This is a genomic window from Thalassobacillus sp. CUG 92003 (genome assembly GCF_013618635.1).
Lineage (GTDB): Bacteria > Bacillota > Bacilli > Bacillales > Halobacillaceae > CUG-92003.
In genome coordinates this window covers 158,545-178,030 of sequence record NZ_JABLSJ010000005.1, presented here as the reverse complement: position 1 = coordinate 178,030, position 19,486 = coordinate 158,545, and the positions used below count along the sequence as shown (strand labels likewise).

At 42.4% G+C, this 19,486-nt stretch carries 21 protein-coding genes; 16 read left to right on the top strand and 5 right to left on the bottom strand.

The window, feature by feature from the left end; genetic code table 11:
* Nucleotides 1-147: 147 nt before the first annotated feature.
* Nucleotides 148-1,212 (bottom strand): Delta(10) desaturase DesB, encoded by a 1,065-nt coding sequence (desB, locus tag HOP45_RS09695; RefSeq protein WP_181349079.1) that lies wholly within the window; start codon nt 1,210-1,212, stop codon nt 148-150.
* Between the two features lie 248 nt (nt 1,213-1,460).
* Between desB and dapF the strand changes: the two genes are divergently transcribed.
* The 3 genes from dapF to HOP45_RS09680 all read left to right on the top strand — a co-directional run bounded on the left by dapF (nt 1,461) and on the right by HOP45_RS09680 (nt 4,248).
* On the top strand, nt 1,461-2,426 hold the full coding sequence (gene dapF / locus HOP45_RS09690; protein WP_181349078.1) for a diaminopimelate epimerase: 966 nt from the start codon (nt 1,461-1,463) through the stop codon (nt 2,424-2,426).
* A gap of 116 nt (nt 2,427-2,542) precedes the next feature.
* Nucleotides 2,543-2,947, top strand: coding sequence for a secondary thiamine-phosphate synthase enzyme YjbQ (locus HOP45_RS09685; RefSeq protein ID WP_181349077.1), 405 nt, complete (start codon nt 2,543-2,545; stop codon nt 2,945-2,947).
* Nucleotides 2,948-3,072: 125 nt separating this feature from the next.
* Nucleotides 3,073-4,248, top strand: a complete 1,176-nt coding sequence (locus HOP45_RS09680) for an MFS transporter (protein ID WP_181349076.1) — start codon at nt 3,073-3,075, stop codon at nt 4,246-4,248.
* 99 nt (nt 4,249-4,347) lie between these two features.
* Here HOP45_RS09680 and HOP45_RS09675 read toward each other — a convergent pair whose 3' ends face one another.
* On the bottom strand, nt 4,348-5,607 hold the full coding sequence (locus HOP45_RS09675) for a YeeE/YedE family protein (protein WP_181349075.1): 1,260 nt from the start codon (nt 5,605-5,607) through the stop codon (nt 4,348-4,350).
* A 165-nt stretch (nt 5,608-5,772) separates the two neighbouring features.
* Here HOP45_RS09675 and HOP45_RS09670 point away from each other — a divergent pair, with 165 nt between their 5' ends.
* Both HOP45_RS09670 and HOP45_RS09665 read left to right on the top strand, forming a co-directional pair.
* The gene (locus tag HOP45_RS09670; RefSeq protein WP_181349074.1) at nt 5,773-6,126 is read left to right on the top strand and encodes a hypothetical protein; all 354 of its coding nucleotides are present in this window, start codon (nt 5,773-5,775) and stop codon (nt 6,124-6,126) included.
* A 435-nt stretch (nt 6,127-6,561) separates the two neighbouring features.
* Nucleotides 6,562-6,801, top strand: a complete 240-nt coding sequence (locus HOP45_RS09665) for a hypothetical protein (protein WP_370457995.1) — start codon at nt 6,562-6,564, stop codon at nt 6,799-6,801.
* 59 nt (nt 6,802-6,860) lie between these two features.
* On the opposite strand, the gene HOP45_RS21015 is transcribed toward HOP45_RS09665, so the two are convergent.
* The gene (locus HOP45_RS21015) at nt 6,861-7,412 is read right to left on the bottom strand and encodes a 3D domain-containing protein (protein WP_181349073.1); all 552 of its coding nucleotides are present in this window, start codon (nt 7,410-7,412) and stop codon (nt 6,861-6,863) included.
* A 116-nt stretch (nt 7,413-7,528) separates the two neighbouring features.
* Nucleotides 7,529-7,747 (bottom strand): hypothetical protein, encoded by a 219-nt coding sequence (locus HOP45_RS09655; RefSeq protein ID WP_181349072.1) that lies wholly within the window; start codon nt 7,745-7,747, stop codon nt 7,529-7,531.
* A 365-nt stretch (nt 7,748-8,112) separates the two neighbouring features.
* On the opposite strand from HOP45_RS09655, the gene zupT reads away from it, so the two are divergent.
* The 8 genes from zupT to HOP45_RS09615 all read left to right on the top strand — a co-directional run bounded on the left by zupT (nt 8,113) and on the right by HOP45_RS09615 (nt 16,025).
* On the top strand, nt 8,113-8,922 hold the full coding sequence (gene zupT / locus HOP45_RS09650; protein WP_181349071.1) for a zinc transporter ZupT: 810 nt from the start codon (nt 8,113-8,115) through the stop codon (nt 8,920-8,922).
* A gap of 287 nt (nt 8,923-9,209) precedes the next feature.
* Nucleotides 9,210-10,106: an SDR family oxidoreductase gene (locus tag HOP45_RS09645; protein WP_181349070.1), complete on the top strand. Its 897-nt coding sequence runs from the start codon at nt 9,210-9,212 to the stop codon at nt 10,104-10,106.
* 36 nt (nt 10,107-10,142) lie between these two features.
* Nucleotides 10,143-10,895 carry an alpha/beta hydrolase gene (locus tag HOP45_RS09640; RefSeq protein WP_181349069.1) on the top strand — a complete coding sequence of 251 codons (753 nt, stop codon included), beginning with the start codon at nt 10,143-10,145 and terminating at the stop codon, nt 10,893-10,895.
* Between the two features lie 235 nt (nt 10,896-11,130).
* Nucleotides 11,131-13,065, top strand: coding sequence for an N-acetylglucosamine-specific PTS transporter subunit IIBC (gene nagE / locus HOP45_RS09635; protein ID WP_181349068.1), 1,935 nt, complete (start codon nt 11,131-11,133; stop codon nt 13,063-13,065).
* Between the two features lie 70 nt (nt 13,066-13,135).
* Nucleotides 13,136-14,329 carry an N-acetylglucosamine-6-phosphate deacetylase gene (gene nagA, locus HOP45_RS09630; protein WP_181349067.1) on the top strand — a complete coding sequence of 398 codons (1,194 nt, stop codon included), beginning with the start codon at nt 13,136-13,138 and terminating at the stop codon, nt 14,327-14,329.
* On the top strand, nt 14,326-15,057 hold the full coding sequence (gene nagB / locus HOP45_RS09625; RefSeq protein WP_181349066.1) for a glucosamine-6-phosphate deaminase: 732 nt from the start codon (nt 14,326-14,328) through the stop codon (nt 15,055-15,057). Before nagA ends, nagB begins: the two co-directional genes overlap by 4 nt.
* A 14-nt stretch (nt 15,058-15,071) precedes the next feature.
* Complete coding sequence (locus HOP45_RS09620; RefSeq protein WP_181349065.1) at nt 15,072-15,797, top strand: GntR family transcriptional regulator; 726 nt, start codon at nt 15,072-15,074, stop codon at nt 15,795-15,797.
* A gap of 75 nt (nt 15,798-15,872) precedes the next feature.
* Nucleotides 15,873-16,025, top strand: a complete 153-nt coding sequence (locus tag HOP45_RS09615; protein WP_181349064.1) for a small acid-soluble spore protein P — start codon at nt 15,873-15,875, stop codon at nt 16,023-16,025.
* Nucleotides 16,026-16,064: 39 nt separating this feature from the next.
* Here HOP45_RS09615 and HOP45_RS09610 read toward each other — a convergent pair whose 3' ends face one another.
* Nucleotides 16,065-16,670 (bottom strand): YitT family protein, encoded by a 606-nt coding sequence (locus HOP45_RS09610; RefSeq protein WP_181349063.1) that lies wholly within the window; start codon nt 16,668-16,670, stop codon nt 16,065-16,067.
* Nucleotides 16,671-16,847: 177 nt separating this feature from the next.
* On the opposite strand from HOP45_RS09610, the gene HOP45_RS09605 reads away from it, so the two are divergent.
* Genes HOP45_RS09605 through HOP45_RS09595 form a run of 3 tightly spaced genes read left to right on the top strand, consistent with a single transcriptional unit; the run spans nt 16,848 to nt 19,470 of the window.
* Nucleotides 16,848-17,993: a sensor histidine kinase gene (locus HOP45_RS09605; RefSeq protein WP_181349062.1), complete on the top strand. Its 1,146-nt coding sequence runs from the start codon at nt 16,848-16,850 to the stop codon at nt 17,991-17,993.
* Nucleotides 17,971-18,576: a response regulator transcription factor gene (locus HOP45_RS09600; protein ID WP_181349061.1), complete on the top strand. Its 606-nt coding sequence runs from the start codon at nt 17,971-17,973 to the stop codon at nt 18,574-18,576. Before HOP45_RS09605 ends, HOP45_RS09600 begins: the two co-directional genes overlap by 23 nt.
* A 45-nt stretch (nt 18,577-18,621) precedes the next feature.
* Nucleotides 18,622-19,470 carry an ABC transporter ATP-binding protein gene (locus HOP45_RS09595; RefSeq protein WP_255437572.1) on the top strand — a complete coding sequence of 283 codons (849 nt, stop codon included), beginning with the start codon at nt 18,622-18,624 and terminating at the stop codon, nt 19,468-19,470.
* Nucleotides 19,471-19,486: the final 16 nt, after the last annotated feature.

Here is a 19,486-nt window from a genome sequence, read left to right as displayed (position 1 = left end):
ATCCCAATCTCTTAATGATGCCCCGTTAAGCGATTCTGGTTTTCACAATCGTATGACATAAAAAGCCCCCTGGGTACGATTAGAGAGTTTCACGTGTGACCTCGAATCAGTACCGAAGGAGGCTTCTAATGATCAGGCTATATTAAATTATTTATTTTGCAGATTGAGCCGTTTCAATTTGAAACTTCGTTGATTTAATCCATTTCCTAAGGAACCATACAACTTACCGCGAAGCGGGTCAACAAGGTTATTGTTCTCAAAATAGACACGCGGCGTCGTCCACAGTGCATGAAGAGCCTTCGACATGGCCATTTCATGATAGCGTTCCGGCCACAATTCTTTTACATAGCGTTTAACCATAGGGTAATATTTTGGACTCATTGCCGGGAATAAGTGGTGTTCAGTATGATAAGAGAAATTGAAATGGATTACGTCAACCCATTTTGGAACGGTTACTGTAAGACTGTTGGCTAATGGGTCATTCACAGGCGTCAATGGGTTTAAGCGATGATTTGTCGAAATATACCCCATCACAATCGTGTTTGCGATCAATAATGGAATGAGAAAGGCAAACACCCAATTCTCAAAACCCATAAACCATAATAGACTTAGCCAGGTTGCCCAAGGAAGAACAGCTTGCAGCCACACTTCAGGTTGTTTCTTTGGCTTGAAGTCCTTTATATAAACCATGAACATTTTCAATGAATGGGCTGTGAATTGAATAGCAAGCGATGCAAAACCAAAGAATGACCTTACTCTAAATGGAAGTTTGTAGATCCAGCGAAACAATTTCAACTTTGATAATTTTTCTAACGTCGGCCAAGCATCGGGGTCTTTCTCTTCTTCGTGCTGAGTGTGGACATGGTGATTCATATTATGCCATTTTCTCCACAGTTTTGGACCCGTGCTAAGCGGCCAAAAAGCCAAGGCTCCCAATAAATCTCTGAGCCACGCTTTACGTATGACAGTGCCATGCAGAATTTCATGTCCTAAAAATCCCAACCCCGCAAAGCTCGCTCCTAAAATAAGTGAAATCGGAAGGTAGAACAACGGATGCAGTTCCAACAATCCTATGGTTAAAAAGCCAGCTATTGTAATCAACAAGTAAGCAAGGCCACCCCATAGACGAGACGGGACCGGTTTAAAAACATATTTGGGTAAGTACTTCTTCAAATGCTTTGCATACCATCCAAATGAGTGTAATTCTTGCATAAAAAGCTCCTCTCTTAGCTGAGAACAATGGGATATAATTACATTACCCCTATTACGAACTAACTATTCTATTAAGCGTATCAATCCGGTGTGAGTGTGTCAATTTAAATTATGACCTGGTGTTAAAAATAGATACTAAAGTCTGGTGACAAAGTATGATTTGGAAAGGCACGCAGGATTCTTTTTCTTTCATAATTGAACTAGTATAATAAAGTTAAGTTTACGTTGCACGAGAAGGGGAGACGTTTATGCATATTGATATTTTAAAATGCCATGGGTCGGAAAATGACTTTATCCTAATTGATGAAATCAAGCACCGTTACGGGTTCTCGGAAGACGATAGGCGTGGACTTACACGTATGCTAAGTGATCGCGATCAGGGAATAGGTTCTGATGGAATATTGTTTGTTTTACCCAGTGATGCCGCCGATGCGAGAATGCGAATGTTCAATTCTGACGGCAGTGAAGCTGAGATGTGCGGAAATGGGCTGCGTTGTGTAGCAAGGTATATCATTGAAAAATTGGATCAGCCTCAAGTGAAGATTGAAACAGAAAAGGCTGTACTCTCAGTGAAAAAAGTAGCTCCAATTTATGAAAGCATCGAAACGTTTGAAGTATCGATTGAACCGGTTTCATTTGATGTTGGCACGCTTCCGTTGCATGTTTCCACCAACCCAGCATTGGAAGTACGCATTCCAGAGCTGACTGAAGATTTTACGTTTACAGCAGTAAGCATGCCGAACCCACATTTAGTTGCAGTGACCGAGGACTATCTCGAATCAGACTTGATGGAAATAGGAAAAAAAGCTAATCAAATGAAGAACGTGTTGCCAAACGGGGTTAACGTCAGTTTTGTGAAGATGCTTGATAACCAACGGGTTTTCGTCCAAACATATGAGCGAGGTGTCGGTCTTACTAATGCTTGCGGAACGGCGATGTCTGCCTCGTCAGTTGTCGCTACGCAAGTAGGTCCTCATCACATAGGGCAAATCATTACAGTGTTGAACAAAGGTGGTATGGTCCAGTGCATTGTAGAACATGAAGCTGGGGAGTACACAGTCAAATTACGGGGAAATGCCACAAACGTTTATCAACAGACGCTGCAGGTTGATTTAGAGAACCGAACCTTTCAAGTGGACGCAGAGGCAATCTATTTTCCTGAGGAAATTCAATCATATCATGAATTGAAACAACATGCAGCTAAACAAGGTTGATGAATCAGCTCAGCTTTGTAAGTTTTAGTGTTGACTTTATCTATCATTTTTGGAGAACGAAGCAATACAGATTCGATAAACGAGTAACGTTTTTATAGGTTAAAGGAGGAGCACACATGTTTAAAACATTTGAAGTGAAAACATCAGCCCATGACCAGATGGTTGACATAACAGCATCTTTACAATCCTGGGTCGATCATCAAGCGATTAAAGAAGGTATTCTAGTCGTATCGTCCAAACATACAACAGCCGGTATTACAGTAAATGAGAATGCTGATCCGGATGTGCAAACCGATATGCTAAGAAGATTCGATGAGATCTTCCCTTGGGATCACCCGGAAGACCGCCATGGCGAGGGAAATACCGCTTCCCATATGAAAACGAGCACAGTGGGGCATAGTCAGACTCTGATCATAACAGACGGAAAATTAGTTTTAGGCACGTGGCAAGGTGTTTATTTTTGTGAATTTGATGGTCCTCGACAACGAAAATACGTCGGGAAAATTATTATCTCAGAATAACAGATAGTAAAGTTGAACAATTAAAGGGTGTGGAAACATTAAATTATCATTACATTAATATAATATGTTTCATCTCAATTATGGCGTGGAAATCCTCTAATAGTCGCAATAAGGAGGAAATCTAAATGTCAAAAGGGAGAAGCATACACGCTTTAGTTATATTGATGTTTACTCAATTCATCTCAGGCGGTGTCACGAATACAAAAGGAATTGTGCTCGATCAAGTTGAGAAAGACTTAGGATTAGACATGGGTCAGTTCGGACTCATTGTCTTTATATTTCAATTAGGCTTTACATTAGCCAGTCTTGTGTTTGGGTATTTGACCGATAAAAACGGGTTACGGATTATGACGATTGCAGCTGCTATTTTAATGGGGATCGGATTTTTTGGAACAGGTTTTGCCCCGAATGTGTTATTTTTTCTAGGCTTCTACATGCTGGTCGGATTTGGCTTAGGGGCACTCGGTGTGGCGTCTAACGCTATTGTCCCTGTCGCGTACCCTGAGCGGCAAAATCAAATGTTTAATTTAGCTATGGGGGTATACGGACTCGGCATGGTCGTCTTTCCGCAAATTTTAAATTATTTATTTCAATTTGCTTCTTGGCGGTATTTTTATGCTGGGATTGCCGTGTCGCTGATTGCCGTGATTATTTACATTACTTCTGTCGCATTCCCTACCGGCAAAGTGGAAAAAATAAATTTAAAAGCATTTATTCCCATGTTAAAGGACGCTCAATTCGTTTTTCTCATGTTCTTTCTTATTTTTGAAGTATCCGCAGAAGTCTCTTTCACTAATTTCTTTCCTTCTTATTTGAAATCGCAAGACCTCGGCGGATTATCGACGGCTGAAAAAGAAGGCATGGTAGCGGGAATTCTTTCCTTATTCTCTGTATTCTTTATGGCTGGTCGATTAGGCGTTGCGTACTTTTCAAAGTGGATTAATGAGCGCTTGATATTAATTAGCTTCTCCCTTGGGTCAGTATTAGTTGTTTCCATCAGTTTTGTTTTTGCAACGCAGTGGCCTTACTTGTTCGCAGGAGCAGGTTTATTTTTCTCGACATTATTTCCTACAGCTACAGCATTTGGTACTAATTTATCCGAAAATGCCGGTTCAGCACTGGGTCTAATCTATGTGGCATCAGGTATAGGCGGCGGTATTGCAGGATATTTGATTGGTATTGTGTCTGAATACTTTGGTCATACGGGCGGTTTCAGTATCGTTATCGTCTTTCTTGCGTTGATGTTCATAACATCGTTATTTATGAATGCGAATAAATCCAAATTGAATAAGGCAACCTAATAAAAAGGCTGCCATCCGTTTAAAACGGTTGGCAGCTTTTATGATTGCTTAGGAAACTATAAAATTTCTGAGCTCCCGGAGCGCTTGCGCCTTTGTTCATTAACACATGGAGTCTTTCGGATTTGGATTTTTCAATCCAAATAAAGGTCTGATATATAATGCGAGAAACGTTCCTGCTAAAGCGCAAATCATCCAAACCCAGCCATGGAGACTGAAGGAAGCAATTCCGCCGAAATAAGCCCCGATATTACATCCGTAAGCAAGTCGGGCACCATATCCCATGAGTAATCCGCCTAAAATAGACGATAGTCCAATACTGAATTTGATTTTTCCGGGTTTGAAATTTCCCTGAAAGGCAGCGGCGATAAACGCACCTAAAATGATACCGAAATTCATGACGCTTGTTGAGTCAGATAATACAGTACTGTTCAAGGCCCCTTCTTGACCTTGCCAGTACGTCCAGCTTGACACATCAATCCCAAGTGCCATGAGTATTTTTGATCCCCATAAAGCGAAGGCAGACGTGATGCCCCAAGGGTTACCACGGACACTTAGCGTAATAGCGTTCAAAATGCCTAAGATGACTGCAGCCAGTAGTAACGGCCAGGCTCCGCGCCATAATTTCTTCAATCCAGTTGTTGTTTTTAATGGTTTCATAGCAGGTGGGTTTTTCTTGCGTGCGATTTGTACAGTCACTCCATAGATGCCTAAGAAAACCAGTAACTGAAGTAGCCACCCGCCTGCGTAACCAAATCCAGTTGATTCAGCCAACGAGATTGCAGGAAAAGAAGGTAATTCTCTCCAAAAGGTGATTTGCCAAGCTCCTAACACTGAGCCAGCTATGAACCCGAACAACGTTAAAAGCATAGAGGGCTGACCGCCTCCAACGGTATACAATGTGCCGGACGCACAGCCGGAACCAAGTTGCATGCCTATTCCAAACATGAACGACCCAGCTACTACGCTTAAGCCTACCGGAGATACATAACCGCTGGGCGTTATTCCCGTAAAGCTGAAACCTGTTGATAATATAATGGCAAACAACGTTGAGGCCACTGCCAACATCAGCATGTGAGCCTGCAAGCCTTGTACATTACCAACTGAAATTAGTCTGCGGAAAGCCGATGTGAAGCCGAAGCGTGCATATAGTAAGGACAGACCAAATGTAAGCCCGATCAGAAATAGCACGCCTTGAGTTATATTTGTCACAGTAACGATTGTCACAAAAAGCAATAGAGACGCGATGACACCTAATATAAGATGAGGTTTTTGTACAGGGTTCAAGGGAGCCACTATTGTAGAACCTTGTTTTAAGGGCGTGCTATCTGGATATGAACTGACTGGAGATGTTTGAGCCATTTCAATTCCTCCTAATTCCGATGAGTTTTGTTGGTTTTGATTTGTATTTAATTATGATAAAACGGATTGGCTGTTATGTAAACTGAACTGCACAAAGAATTTATTGAATGAAGTGAAACGTAGCGCGGTTGATTGACGTATATATCATAAGAGGGGGGAGCAGAGATGAGAGCACTAGAACGGTTGGATGAGCATTTAGGCAGCAGCGAAATTAGGATTGATTTTATTAATTGCTTAAATGACGTGTATCTGCCCCACCGATTGAAACGCCCTGGTATCTTAGTTTTGACGAGTACGCACCTGGTGTTTTTCTCAATCGCCGAGCACGATCCTTGGATTGAAAAATATCGCTTACACGACATTCGTGATATACGTTTCGTTAAAAGCTGGTTCGGTCGGAGAAGGTCTTTAAAAGTTCATGATGGTCAGCAATGGCACGAGTTTTACGACATATATGATGATCATGCTGAACGTTTTATTAAAGAAATTAAATGGAAAGTCTCGGAGACGAAAAAATAAACGTAAAATTACAAAAAAATAACATAATAGGTGGACAGCCATTGATATACTGATGATAAGGACATGTTTATAGTTTTCAATCTGACCATGGAGGGATGTCCTATAAAGACGTGGGTGCGCTGTTCCATCATTGACGATACCGGCTTTGGTTGTCGAATTGGCTGGTGGAGAATGAGTAAAGTATCGGGTCTCCCACCACCGGGTTCTGAGTGAATGCTGTGTGGTTTCAGAAGGGATAAGGTTCCGTATTTGAACAAGCCTCACACGAGTTTGTACGTGTCTATCTGGGTCATCATACTAATGATGATAAAACAATATAGAAAAAAGAACCTTGAGCCATATATGTGGCTCTTTTTTTAGGTTAAAACGGTTCTTTGACGGGTATGAATAAAAGTAGAGTTAAAATACATAGTATGAAGGAAAGGATGAAGTACTGTGGCAGAAGCAAAGAAGACGTGGCACGTCATTTTTCTAATGGACAGCAAGCGCGTGGTATCGCACGACATGGAAGTGAGTGAGCCCCTCGATCAAAAAGAAGCCGCTGAATTTATTACGAAGCAGTTGGAAAAAGGTGCATGGTGGTTTTTAGAGGATGGAGTAGCTTTGCGTACTGGTCGGGTTGAAGCATTTTATTTGGATAAGTCAGCTCATCAAACCCACTTTTCGTTGGATTAACCATGAAGCTAGGCATAAAAAAGGAGCCGTTTGGGCTCCTTTTTTTGGTTGAATTACACTTATGATTCTATAATTTCGACTTCGAGTTGCTGACGTCCAAAGTCTAAAGCATGATTGGTTTGAGGTATAAAAACATCAATTCGATTGCCCTGGATGTCACCACCTATATCTCCTGCAATTGCTGTACCATAGCCTGGCACTTTAACTTTTGAACCTAATGGTATTACATCAGGATCAACTGCAATCACTTTGCGATCAGGGTTTGCTTTTAAGTTGATACCTGTATAAGTTGTCCCACTGCAGCCATCGCAGGACGCGGTGTATGCAGTTGCCTCAACTTGGACTGTACGTGTCTCGTCATTATTATTTTTCTTGGCATTTTCATTATTCGCTTTATCATCAGTGAACCGTTTAAATTCATTTGACTTGTCTTTCAAAGCAAGGGATTTTGAACCCATATTGTCATTAACTGTTTCATTCTGAGATATATTTTTGCCAGTAGATTCGTCTAATTCAGCTGCATAGATTTGGGAAGATTGATTAGAGTCAAAGCCAATGATTCCAACGACGTAAAACATGATAGCCAATGTCGTCATGTGAAGTTTTCTCATAATTTTGGCCTCCTTCTTTTTAACCACTCATCGAAGTATAACAAGACTCAACACCTAAACAAACTACAAAACTGAGACATTTTAATTACATTTACATTGCAATAATAAATCCGTTTTCATAAAGGCAGGATTACGGGACCAGGATGACGTACCTGGTACAGATGAACGTATTTGAAAAGAGCCGGGCGTGCCAAAAAGGCACGCCCGGCTCTTTTCATTCTTTCTTTTTGGTACCAGGTACGCTGCCAGACGAGCTGGGTTTGATGTTTTTGAGGCAGCAGATTGATCGTAGGGTGACGGGTTTGGGGGTGTTTCGGGATGGCTTCATTTTTCATCCTCCTTTCATCCGTTATCCTATTAGTTTATGTTCATTTAATAGACATGAGAGTGTGGGATCCCATCAATCGGTAATTAATTTTAGAAACAGATTATACCCACTCTATTTATTGCCCCGGAAATATATTACAGGAACTGTTCAACTCCTTCACGTAAGGAGAGAGGGGAAGGATATTCATTTATTTAGCAGCTTTTATGTAATGGCATGGGTGGTCTATGTGGCATAAAGTAATTGAAAGTCAACTACAATAAAAAACAACCTTAATTTTTACACTAAATACAAAAGATAACTAAACCTAAAAAAGTTGCATGCAGGAAAAATTGGCGTTAAACTATCGTTAGATTTTTTGAAGGAGAGAGGCAAATGGGGGAAGATGTTCTATACGCTTTTGGACTGACATTAATGGCAGGTTTAGCAACAGGAATCGGAAGTATCTTAGCGTTCTTTACGTCTACAACTAATACGAAATTTCTGTCCCTTGCTCTTGGATTTTCAGCAGGTGTCATGATTTATGTCTCGATGATTGAGATATTTGTTAAAGCAAAAGATGCGCTGGTTTCAGCCTGGGGCATCGAATGGGGGAATTGGATAACGGTGGGTTCATTTTTTGCCGGCATGCTCGTTATTGCGTTAATTGATAAAGTGATACCTAAGCAAGGCAATCCTCACGAGCTGAAAAAAGTGGAGGAAATGGATAAACCGAAAGAAAAAATAGATGAAAGCCATTTATTGAAGATGGGAACATTCACCGCATTGGCTATTGCAATTCACAACTTTCCCGAGGGCATTGCGACGTTCACGTCTGCTTTATCGGATCCTGGTTTAGGGTTAGCCATTGCTGTAGCTATCGCCATCCATAACATCCCGGAAGGCATTGCTGTTTCTGTGCCCATTTATTTTGCTACAGGTGATAGAAAAAAAGCATTCAAATTGTCATTTTTATCAGGATTATCAGAGCCTCTTGGCGCAATTGCTGCGTACTTAATCTTGATGCCATTTCTAAATGATACATTGTTCGGTATATTATTTGCCGGTGTAGCAGGGATAATGGTGTTCATTTCATTGGATGAACTTCTTCCTGCGTCCAAACAATATGGTGAAGCTCATTTATCTATTTACGGAGTCGTAAGCGGTATGGCGGTAATGGCAATCAGCCTGTTATTATTCATTTGAGAGTGAGATACAGCTGTAAGTGTCAACCTCATCCCGGGTGGTTATTCTAGCGAATGATGCCATCGAGAAGAAGTATGCCTGCAAAAACAGAGAAACATGGTCAGCGTCGTTGGGCTCACAATTGCTCAGCGGCGCTTTTTATGATGGGATAATGAAAATACTGTTTTTTAATCAAATTAATGTGGAAAGGTTTATAAAAAGGAAATTAGTTTATCTTGTCGAATGCTAAGAATATATGCATTTTACGTTCTCACTTATTTGCACAAGGAGAGGAAGGATTACCATTTATGAGTGAAAAAACAGTTATTATAACAGGTTCATCCAGTGGATTTGGCATGCTGACAGCCATTCAGTGTGCAAAAAAAGGGTTTCGCGTCATTGCCACGATGAGAAATTTGGATAAAAAAGAGGTTTTTGAAGCGCAAGAATTGGATCCGGATGTACGAAATCGGATAGAATTCAAGCAACTCGATGTGACGAACGAGGCATCATTAAAGACCTTCACCGATTGGTTGGAGGAGCTGGATCGTGTTGACGTGGTGGTAAATAACGCCGGGTTTGCGATTGGAGGATTTTTAGAACAAGTCCCATTAGCCGATTTTCGCAGACAATTTGACACGAACGTCCTTGGTGTTGTGGCTGTAACCCAGGCTGTGTTACCTAAAATGCGCAAACAAAAGGCCGGTAAAATCCTTAATGTAAGCAGCGTCAGCGGGCGGATCGGTTTCCCTGCTTTATCTGCATATGTTGCTTCTAAACATGCATTAGAAGGCCTTACCGAAAGTTTAAGGTTGGAAATGAAGCCATTCGGAATTGACGTCGGTTTAATTGAGCCAGGATCTTTTCGGACTAATATCTGGTCTTCTGGAATGGAGATCCCCAATGAAGTCAATAATCCTGATTCGCCATATGCTCCCTATATCAAAGGAATATGGGACGAACTGAACAATCAAAAGAAATACCATGGCAACCCGAACGATGTGGCTCAAATGGTGACCAAATTAGCTATGGCGGACACACTCAAAAAGCTTCGTTATCCTATAGGAAGCGGGGCAAGGTTGAACATGCTTATGAAGCAAATCATCCCCTGGTCATTATTAGAAAAAACAGTGCTGAGGAAATTGTACCCAGCCATGCCAGAGGATCAGGAAAAGCGTTTAAGGCCTGTTGAATCAGGGGATTAACGAAGGGTAGATGATACACTTAGAGGAGGAAATGTCGTGAGTAAAAGGTATACAGTGCTGGAAGAGGCACAATCCTATCGGTTTGAAGGAAATGAAGTAGGAGTGTTGCTGATTCACGGGTTTACCAGCACCACCCAAAGTGTTCGCCCCCTTGGTGAAGCGTTTGCTGAAGCTGGTTATACGGTGTCTGCTCCACGGTTAGAAGGCCATGGGACGCACTATGAGGATATGGAACAGACCACGTATCATGATTGGGTAAAGACGGTTGAGTCAAATCTTGAGTGGCTGGAAGAACGATGCAAAGTAATATTTGTAGCCGGCTTGTCAATGGGCGGGACACTTGCATTATATCTTGCTGAAAATCACCCGGAAGTAAAAGGTGTCATCACGATCAATGCAGCTATAAACCTTCCCGAGATGGCACGATTATTCGAAAAGGGAGAAAGTCAATATATTGAAGGAATCGGATCTGATATTAACAAACCGGGCGTAACTGAACTAGCTTACGAAAAGACGCCAGTCGCGTCTTTAGGGGAGCTCGTTAAATTGATGGGAAAAGTGAATGCCTCTCTCTATGAAATTCACTGCCCCGCACTGGTCTTTGTCTCAGATGACGATCATGTCGTTCCTCCCGAGAATTCCAAAGCGATCTTTGAATCGGTGTATTCAGAGCATAAAGAATTGGTGCATCTGGAAAATAGCTATCACGTTGCCACTTTGGATTATGATGTAGACTTGATTACAGAAAGGTGCCTCGAATTTCTTCAGATGTATGAACAACCGATCTAATAGACGCATTTTAATGAAAAGTGTTTCTTTTTCAGGATAAATTCCTAAAAAGAAACACTTTTCATTTGCACTCAAAAAAATGGCACACCCGGCTGTTTTGAAAAGACCAATTTCGTACCAGGTACGTAAATAGGTACGTAAATGACGGGTGATTGGTATAGACAACTATATCTACAGGTGCTATGATACAGGTATGAATCGTTTTCAACTATTATGTTTATAGGGAGGAACAGAAATGCTGAACTTTTTACAGCGTATTGGGAAATCGTTAATGTTCCCGATCGCGACTTTACCAGCTGCGGCCTTGCTGGTCAGGCTCGGGTTCGAGGACATGTTGGACATTCCTTTTATTACGGCCGCTGGTGATGGAATTTTAACTAACTTAGGACTTATTTTTGCTATTGGTATCGCAATGGGCTTTGCCCATGATGGAAATGGTGCTGCTGCTTTAGCGGGTGCCATCGGTTATCTTGTACTTACTGGCGGTGTGGAAGGCATTGATGAAAATATTAATATGGGAGTATTTGGCGGTATTATTTCAGGTGTCATAGCCGGCATGTTATATAACCGTTTCTACAATATTAAGCTCCCAGATTGGTTGGCCTTCTTCGGAGGTAAACGCTTCGTACCCATTATTACGTCATTAGTCATGGTCGTTTTGGCCTTTTTCTTAGGTTATTTATGGCCGCCTATTCAAGAAGGCATCAATGGTCTGGCAGAATGGATTTTAAATGCTGGAGCGACTGGTGTAGGCGTTTACGGTTTCTTAAACCGTCTCTTAATTCCTGTAGGACTACACCACGTGATCAATACGCTCATTTGGTTTGACTTTGGTACCTTTACGCCTGCTGGTGGAGAAGCGGTGCACGGCGAAATCAACCGTTTCTTAAAAGGAGACCCCGAAGCTGGGACGTTCCTTGCCGGTTTCTTCCCAGTCATGATGTTTGGCCTTCCGGCTGCATGTCTCGCTATGTATGCCACGGCGAAAAAACATCGTAAAGCTGCTGTCGGCGGTATGCTGTTTAGTATAGCCTTTACATCGTTCTTGACAGGGGTTACTGAACCAATCGAATTCTCCTTCATGTTCCTGTCTCCATTACTATATGTCGTCCATGCTGCTCTAACTGGTCTTTCTATGGTATTAGCTTTATGGCTTGATACAAGACACGGGTTTGGATTCTCTGCAGGCGCCATCGACTATTTGCTCAATTTTGGTATCGCAGAAAGTCCGCTTATTCTTCTACTGCTCGGTCTGGTTATGGGTGCCATTTATTTCGTGGTATTCTATACACTGATCAAGGCATTAGACTTGAAGACCCCGGGACGTGAAGATGATGATGATGAGTTTTTAGGTGAAGGTGAAAATAGTCAGGGTAGCGGTCACGGTGATTATGATGCGATAGCTTATCATTATTTAGAAGCATTAGGAGGACCGCAAAATGTCGAGAGTGTTGATTACTGTACGACGCGACTTCGCCTCCAAGTTAATGACGGCGAGCAGGTTAACGAGAATGCGTTGAAACGTCAGGGCGCGCGTGGTGTCATGCGAGTCAGCAAGAAGAATATCCAGGTCATTGTCGGAACCACGGTTGAATTTCTTGCCGATGCTCTCAGAAAAAGAATTGAATCAGGCAATATGGAAAAACCACAAGGTTCAGAAGCTACCGGATCTGCTGCTACGACCCAAACATCTTCTGAAGGGGTTAGGAAAGTTTTGAAATCTGAAGAATTTGATATGCCTGTAGATGGCAAATTAATACCGCTGGCAGATGTGCCTGATGAAGCATTTGCTCAGGGCATGATGGGCCAAGGGTTTGCGATTGAACCTGAAGGTGAAATGTTCGTTTCGCCAGTAGAAGGTAAAGTTGTGAATATGTTCCCTACCAAACACGCTGTAGGCATTGAAACGGCGTACGGAATTGAAATCCTGATTCATGTAGGATTGGATACAGTGAAATTGAACGGGGAAGGCTTTGAATCGCTTGTAGAAGCTGGTCAGCATGTGAAAAAAGGTGACCCGCTGTTGAAAGTTGACTTGGAGTATGTCAAACAGCAAGCGCCGTCTGTTATCACGCCGATTGTATTCACCAACCTTGAAGACGAGACATTCGACCTCTTAAAAGAAGGTCAACACAAACAAGGGGATAGTAATATTATTCAAATTCAATAATTCAAACAGAGGGAGTCGCTGGCTCCCTCTGATATGTTACAAGCTATTTAAGTGATGGAGGTCCTGGATTATGACAGCAAGAATATTGATTACAAATATCGATATGGTGTTGGACGATGGAGACGTAACATTAGGCAGCATGCGAATTGAAGACGGCGTAATAAAAGGCATTTATAACCAAGGTACAGCCCCGGAAGCAGACTATGATAGGGTCATTGATGCTAATGATAAAGAATTAGTAGCGTTACCAGGCTTTATAGATGTTCATATTCATGGAGCTAATGGATATGACACGATGGATGCAACACAGGAAGCCATGACTGGCATGTCACGTATCCTTCCTCAAGAAGGTACGACGAGTTATCTGGCAACAACGATGACGCAATCAAAACACGCTATTGAAAAGGCGTTAAAAACCGCCGGCACTTACATTGAATCACAACCTGTGGACGGACGTGCTGAAGTCCTCGGCATTCATCTGGAAGGCCCGTTTATTTCACCCGAAAAACCGGGAGCACAATCGCCAAAGTATATCATTGATCCCGATATCGGTTTATTTCAATCGTGGCAGAAACTTAGCCAAGATCACATAAAGCTGGTTACTTTAGCACCTGAAAAGTCAGGGAATCTTGATTTACTTCAACATCTTAAACAAACCGGAGTCGTTGGATCTGTCGGTCACAGCAACGCTTCCTTTGAACAGGTAGAGGAAGCTGTTAGGCACGGGGCCAGCCATATCACCCATTTATTTAATCAAATGAGCCCTTTACATCACCGGGACCCGGGTGTTGTGGGAGCGGCGTACTTGAATCATGATTTATTAGTCGAAATGATCGTCGATAATGTACACGTGAGACCAGAGGCCATCAAATTATCCTATCAACTGCTCGGTTCAGAGCGGACAGCTCTCATCACCGATGCCATGCGAGCGAAATGTCTCGGATCAGGACAATATGATTTAGGCGGGCAAGAGGTGGTCGTTCACGAAAATGAAGCAAGGCTCAAAGACGGTACGTTGGCAGGTAGTATACTCACATTGAATCAAGCCGTGAAGAACTTGAGTGATGTTGCTGCATTATCCTGGGGAGATATAGCCGCTATTACCTCGGCTAATGTTGCCAAAGAAATGAATGTCTATCATCGCAAAGGGAGCCTTACAGTCGGAAAAGACGCAGATATCGTGTTACTGGACCGTGAGTACCAGGTAGCTGCAACCTTTTGCAAAGGAGAACTTGGCTATGAAAAGGAGGGCATGTTTGAATGAATGTTATCATCACAGAAGACTACGATACCTTAAGCGAACAATCTGCTGACATCATTACAAACCATGTCACTGGACTTGAAGCCCCCGTTCTCGGTTTAGCCACAGGCAGTACGCCACTTGGTACCTATAATCGTTTGGCGGCACGACAGGCTATCGCACCTATAGACTATCGCCACGTCAGCACGATAAATTTGGATGAATATGTCGGGTTAGGAAAAGCTCATCCTCAGAGTTATCATGCTTTTATGAAAGAAAAACTGTTTGATCATATTGAGATACCGGAAGCGAACACTCATATTCCTGACGGGTTAGCTGAAAATAGGCAAGCGGAATGTGAGCGTTATGAGCAATTAATTGATTCTATTGGACCGCCGGATCTTCAAGTGTTAGGTATCGGGCACAACGGACATATCGGGTTCAATGAGCCCGGCACCTCTTTCCAAAGCGAAACGCATGTCGTGAACCTCGCACCTTCCACACGAGAAGCGAATGCGCGGTTTTTCAGTTCTTCGGAAGAGGTTCCTTGCCAGGCGATTACAATGGGGATAAAATCAATCATGAAAAGTCGAAAGATTGTACTGCTTGCTTCGGGCCAAAGTAAAGCTAAAGCGATTGAACGTTTATTTCAAGAAGAACCGAACGAAGCCTTCCCTGCTTCAGTGCTGAACCAACATCCTAATGTTACCCTGATTGTAGACCAAGAAGCATATCAACTAGTGGAACAATAAAGGAGGAGATGGCGGTGGTTGACAAACGGTCCCCCTTGCCGATGTATTATCAAATCGAAGAAGACATCAAGATCAAAATCGATAATAATGAGTACGCTACCGGAGACGTGATTCCTTCTGAGCGCGATTTATCCGAAACCTATGATGTCAGTCGCATGACAGTAAGACAAGCTGTCAATAACCTTGTTAATGAAGGCTTCCTGTTTCGGCAAAAAGGAAGAGGTACCTTTGTTTCAGAAAAGAAAATTGAACAAGGGTTACAAGGCATGACGAGTTTTACAGAAGACATGAAGCAGCGGGGGATGACGGCCAGCAATAAATTACTTAGTTTTGAAAAAGTGAAGGCTCCACAAAGCATTGCTGAAAAACTGGAACTTTCCGAAGCTGCCAGCGTGGTGATGGTCCAGCGGATACGCTTTGCTGATGAACAACCTATGGCCGTGGAAACAACCTATATTCCCCTGACGCTATTCCCTCATATGCAGGCAGAGGATATCCAAGGCTCCTTTTACCAATATGTTGAAAAAGTACAACCCTACAAGATAGGAAAAGCCAAACAAATCATCGAAGCATCGACTGCAAATGAGCAGGAAATGGAGTACTTGCAAGTCTCGGAACATTCAGCTGTTCTGTTGATTGAAAGACAAAGCCGCTTAGAGAATGGCACACCTTTTGAGGTCGTTAAATCGGCTTATCGAGCAGATCGTTACAAATTCATCAGTGATATTCACCGCACCTAGACAGGGAAGTCTGTCACCGCACGAATAGACCATCACAATCCTTCAAAAGCTAAGAAAAGGAAGGAGGCGATGCGTGTGTCTGGAAAACCTAAAGGGCCGAAGCAGCAAAAACGTCCCAATCTACCTGAAAGCCCCACTCAGCCTTATGGAGAGCCATTGAGCGGTTCTCATAAAGTAAAAAACGCTAATCACTCCCGGGATAAGAAAAATACATCCCATGATATGTAAAATTGTTAAAGACGCAATTCCATGTTGGAATTGCGTCTGTTATTTCTCGACATAAAGATGTGAGATTAAGGTGATGCGGGAGGTACAAAGCATAGTGACAGCGGCGACACTTAAAATGGTTAAGGCTGATAACATCAACGTTTGGGTGGAGAACAGATACCCCCCTATGCTGATCACGACAAGATCTAAAAACAAGATGACTACGCCGACATTGATGTTCATAAGATCTGCTAACATTTGGGCAAGTAAATCCGTGCCCCCGGTACTTGTCTGAAAGCGAAGCATGACGCCAATGCCTCCTCCGACGAAAGCGCCCCCGATCATGGAACTGACCGCGGGATCCAAGGACAAATGATATAATCGCAATACTTGGAAGACATCGATGAAAAATGAGGATATCAAGAGTCCATGTAAGCTGTTATAAAAGTATCTTCTATATTTGAACCAAGCAATGATAAAGATCGGAATGCTGAGCATGATGATCGACAGCCCTGTTTCCATCCCCCATAAATAATGAACGATAAGGCCGATTCCAATCATACCGCCATCTAGAACATGATCGGGTACCAGAAAAACATTCACCCCTATTGCCAATAATACGCTTCCCACTATGATGATTAAGCCACGTTTCAGAAGGTTTGCCAAACGCGTCCCTCCTTATCGGACATGCCTATTATCATGTGTATTCTTTTGTGTCTAAAATAGAAAGCGAAAATGAAGGAATAAGTGACAAATGTCATTTACAAGTCATGACATTTTTGTCTATCAGCTAGGAGAGGATTGGTCTATACTTGATGTAGCAAATCACTTGGGGGCTTTCTCATGAAACGTTCAGTATTTCCGAAACGGTACGGCAAGGCGCCTCTGTTTTGGATGTTCTATCTCATACTTCCTGTTCTCTCAATTCTTCTTTATGAACCCGGAATGAAACGAGTCATTGGGTTAATACTCTTAGCTTTGTTTCTCGTTTTGTATGTGAATAATTACTGGCAGCCTCAGCATTTGTTCCGTAATGCTTTGTTCATGCTTGTGTTAACGAGTGTTTTCATTTTGTTTTATCACGCTAATTACTTTTATTTATCCCTGTACGTATCGAACATTTTAAGTTTTCTGGATCGGAAAAAACCATTTGTCTTTGGCTACGGGGTACATATGCTGATGATTTCGGTGATCATCAGTCTTGACTTTTCTGGTTACTCAGACATTCACTTTCCCGCTTTAGCGCCAGGCATATTAATGGCCCTGGTGATCCCAGTCATTTCAAGGTATGAACGTTTGGAAGGGAAAACAAAGAAACAATTGCGTGAAGCAAATGAGACGATCGAACAATTGATCAAGCAACAGGAGAGAGAAAGGATTGGCCGGGATCTTCATGATACGGTGGGGCAGACGTTATCCATGATTACGTTGAAGACCGATGTTGCCAGGAAAATGATCGAGATGGAACCAAAGCAGGCGAAACAGGAAATGAATGATATCTATGATATTTCACGGTCTTTGCTAAAACAAATGCGTGAAATTATCTCGGATTTAAAATATTTGTCGCTTGCGGAAGAAATCAGACTAGCACAATCATTATTAGAGAGCGTTGACATACGCCATGAATTTGAACAGCCAGAGAGTATCAAGTACTTAAATCAGCTTTATCAGTCGGTTTTGGCTTATATTTTAAAAGAGAGTGTAACCAATATTATCCGGCATAGCAGCGCCAGTCATTGTTCAATGAGAATAGAAGAAAAAAACGACAGCATTGAAATGATGATTCAAGACAATGGGGAGGGTCAAAAACACGTGATAAAGGGGAACGGGTTAATCGGTATGCAGGAGCGTATCCATCTGGTCAATGGTGAGATTACGATCAATTCAGTGGAAGGCCGGGGCACAAGGATCGCCGCTAAAGTGCCCAAAGTCCTCACCAATCAATTTGATACAGGAGGAGCAGAAGATGATTCGTATAGTGTTAGCTGAAGACCAGACAATGTTGCGTGGTGCGCTCAGTACGTTGTTGAATATGGAAGAAGACCTTTCAATTATTAAAGAAGTGAGCAATGGAAAGGAAGCGTGGCAAGCACTTCAAGATATTACAGCTGACGTCGCGCTTCTCGATATTGAAATGCCGGAAATGTCAGGACTCCGTGTGCTCCAGCATATAAGAGAAGCGAATTTGCCCTTGAAAGTCATCATTTTGACTACTTTTTCTTTAAAACATTACGTAACCGAAGCCATCCGTCACCAAGTGGATGGTTATGTGTTGAAAGACACCCCGAGCGATGAATTGGCAGATCACATCCGACGTGTCATGCAAGGGAAACAGGTGATTTCACCTGAGGTTATGGAGCAAGTCTTATTTGAAGACCAGAACCCACTTTCCTCCCAGGAATCAGCAATTCTTCGATTTGTTGAAACCGGTAAAACTTCTCAGCAAATTGCCAAAGCTCTCTATCTCGGGGAAGGAACTGTGAGGAATTATTTGTCCTCTATCAATCAAAAGCTAGGGACGCAAAATCGGACCGAAGCTGTTTATCAGGCGAAGGTGAACGGGTGGTTATAAGATGGCGCCAACCTAAGTCAAAACATTCATGTTAGGGGGATGAATATGCTGAGCATGCGAAGTGTGACGAAATCATTCAGTAAAACATCTGTGTTAAAAGGGATCGATTTTCAACTTGAAAAAGGGGAGAGTGTATTGTTGCTTGGACCAAATGGTTCAGGTAAAACAACATTGATCCGGCTACTGCTAGATTTTTATAAACCTGATGAAGGCGAAGTATCCTGGATGGAAAGCATGGGGGCAAGAGTCGGATTCATATTACAAGAACCGTCGCTTATGGATAGAGTTACGGTCAAAGAACTTATCAACTATATTCGATCGTTACATAAAAATCCGCTTACCTATGCAGAAGCTATTCATAATGCGGGGTTAGTGGAACAAGAAAACGTACTTACAGAACGGTTGAGTGTTGGTCAGAAAAGAAAATTATTATTTGCTTTAGCACTTATCGGGCGTCCTGAATTGCTGATTATGGATGAGCCGACAGCGGGGATGGACCTTCATGCGAGGAGAAGCTTTTATGCACAAGTTCAAGGGTTGAAGGAGGAAGGTTTGACAATTCTTATGACAACTCACCTGCTGGATGAAGCCAATTTACTTGGTGACCGTGTGTTATTACTGGACCAGGGTGTCATTACAAAGGACCAATCAGTAGCTTCAATCAGTTATGAGCAACGAACCATCCGCTTTGCTTTAACTGATCGGGAACCGTATTCAGCCCGTTTAAAAGAGAAAGGCTTTCGGCAGATCGAAAGGGGATGGGAACTGGTAACAAGTCAAGCGGATGAGCTCATTACGTGGCTTGTAAGCGAGCAGATTCCGTTTCAACAGCTGACGATTGAACAGCAATCAATCAATGATTTTTTTGAAAGCTCTGTTCGTTCACAACACTGAGATTTTAAAACGTACG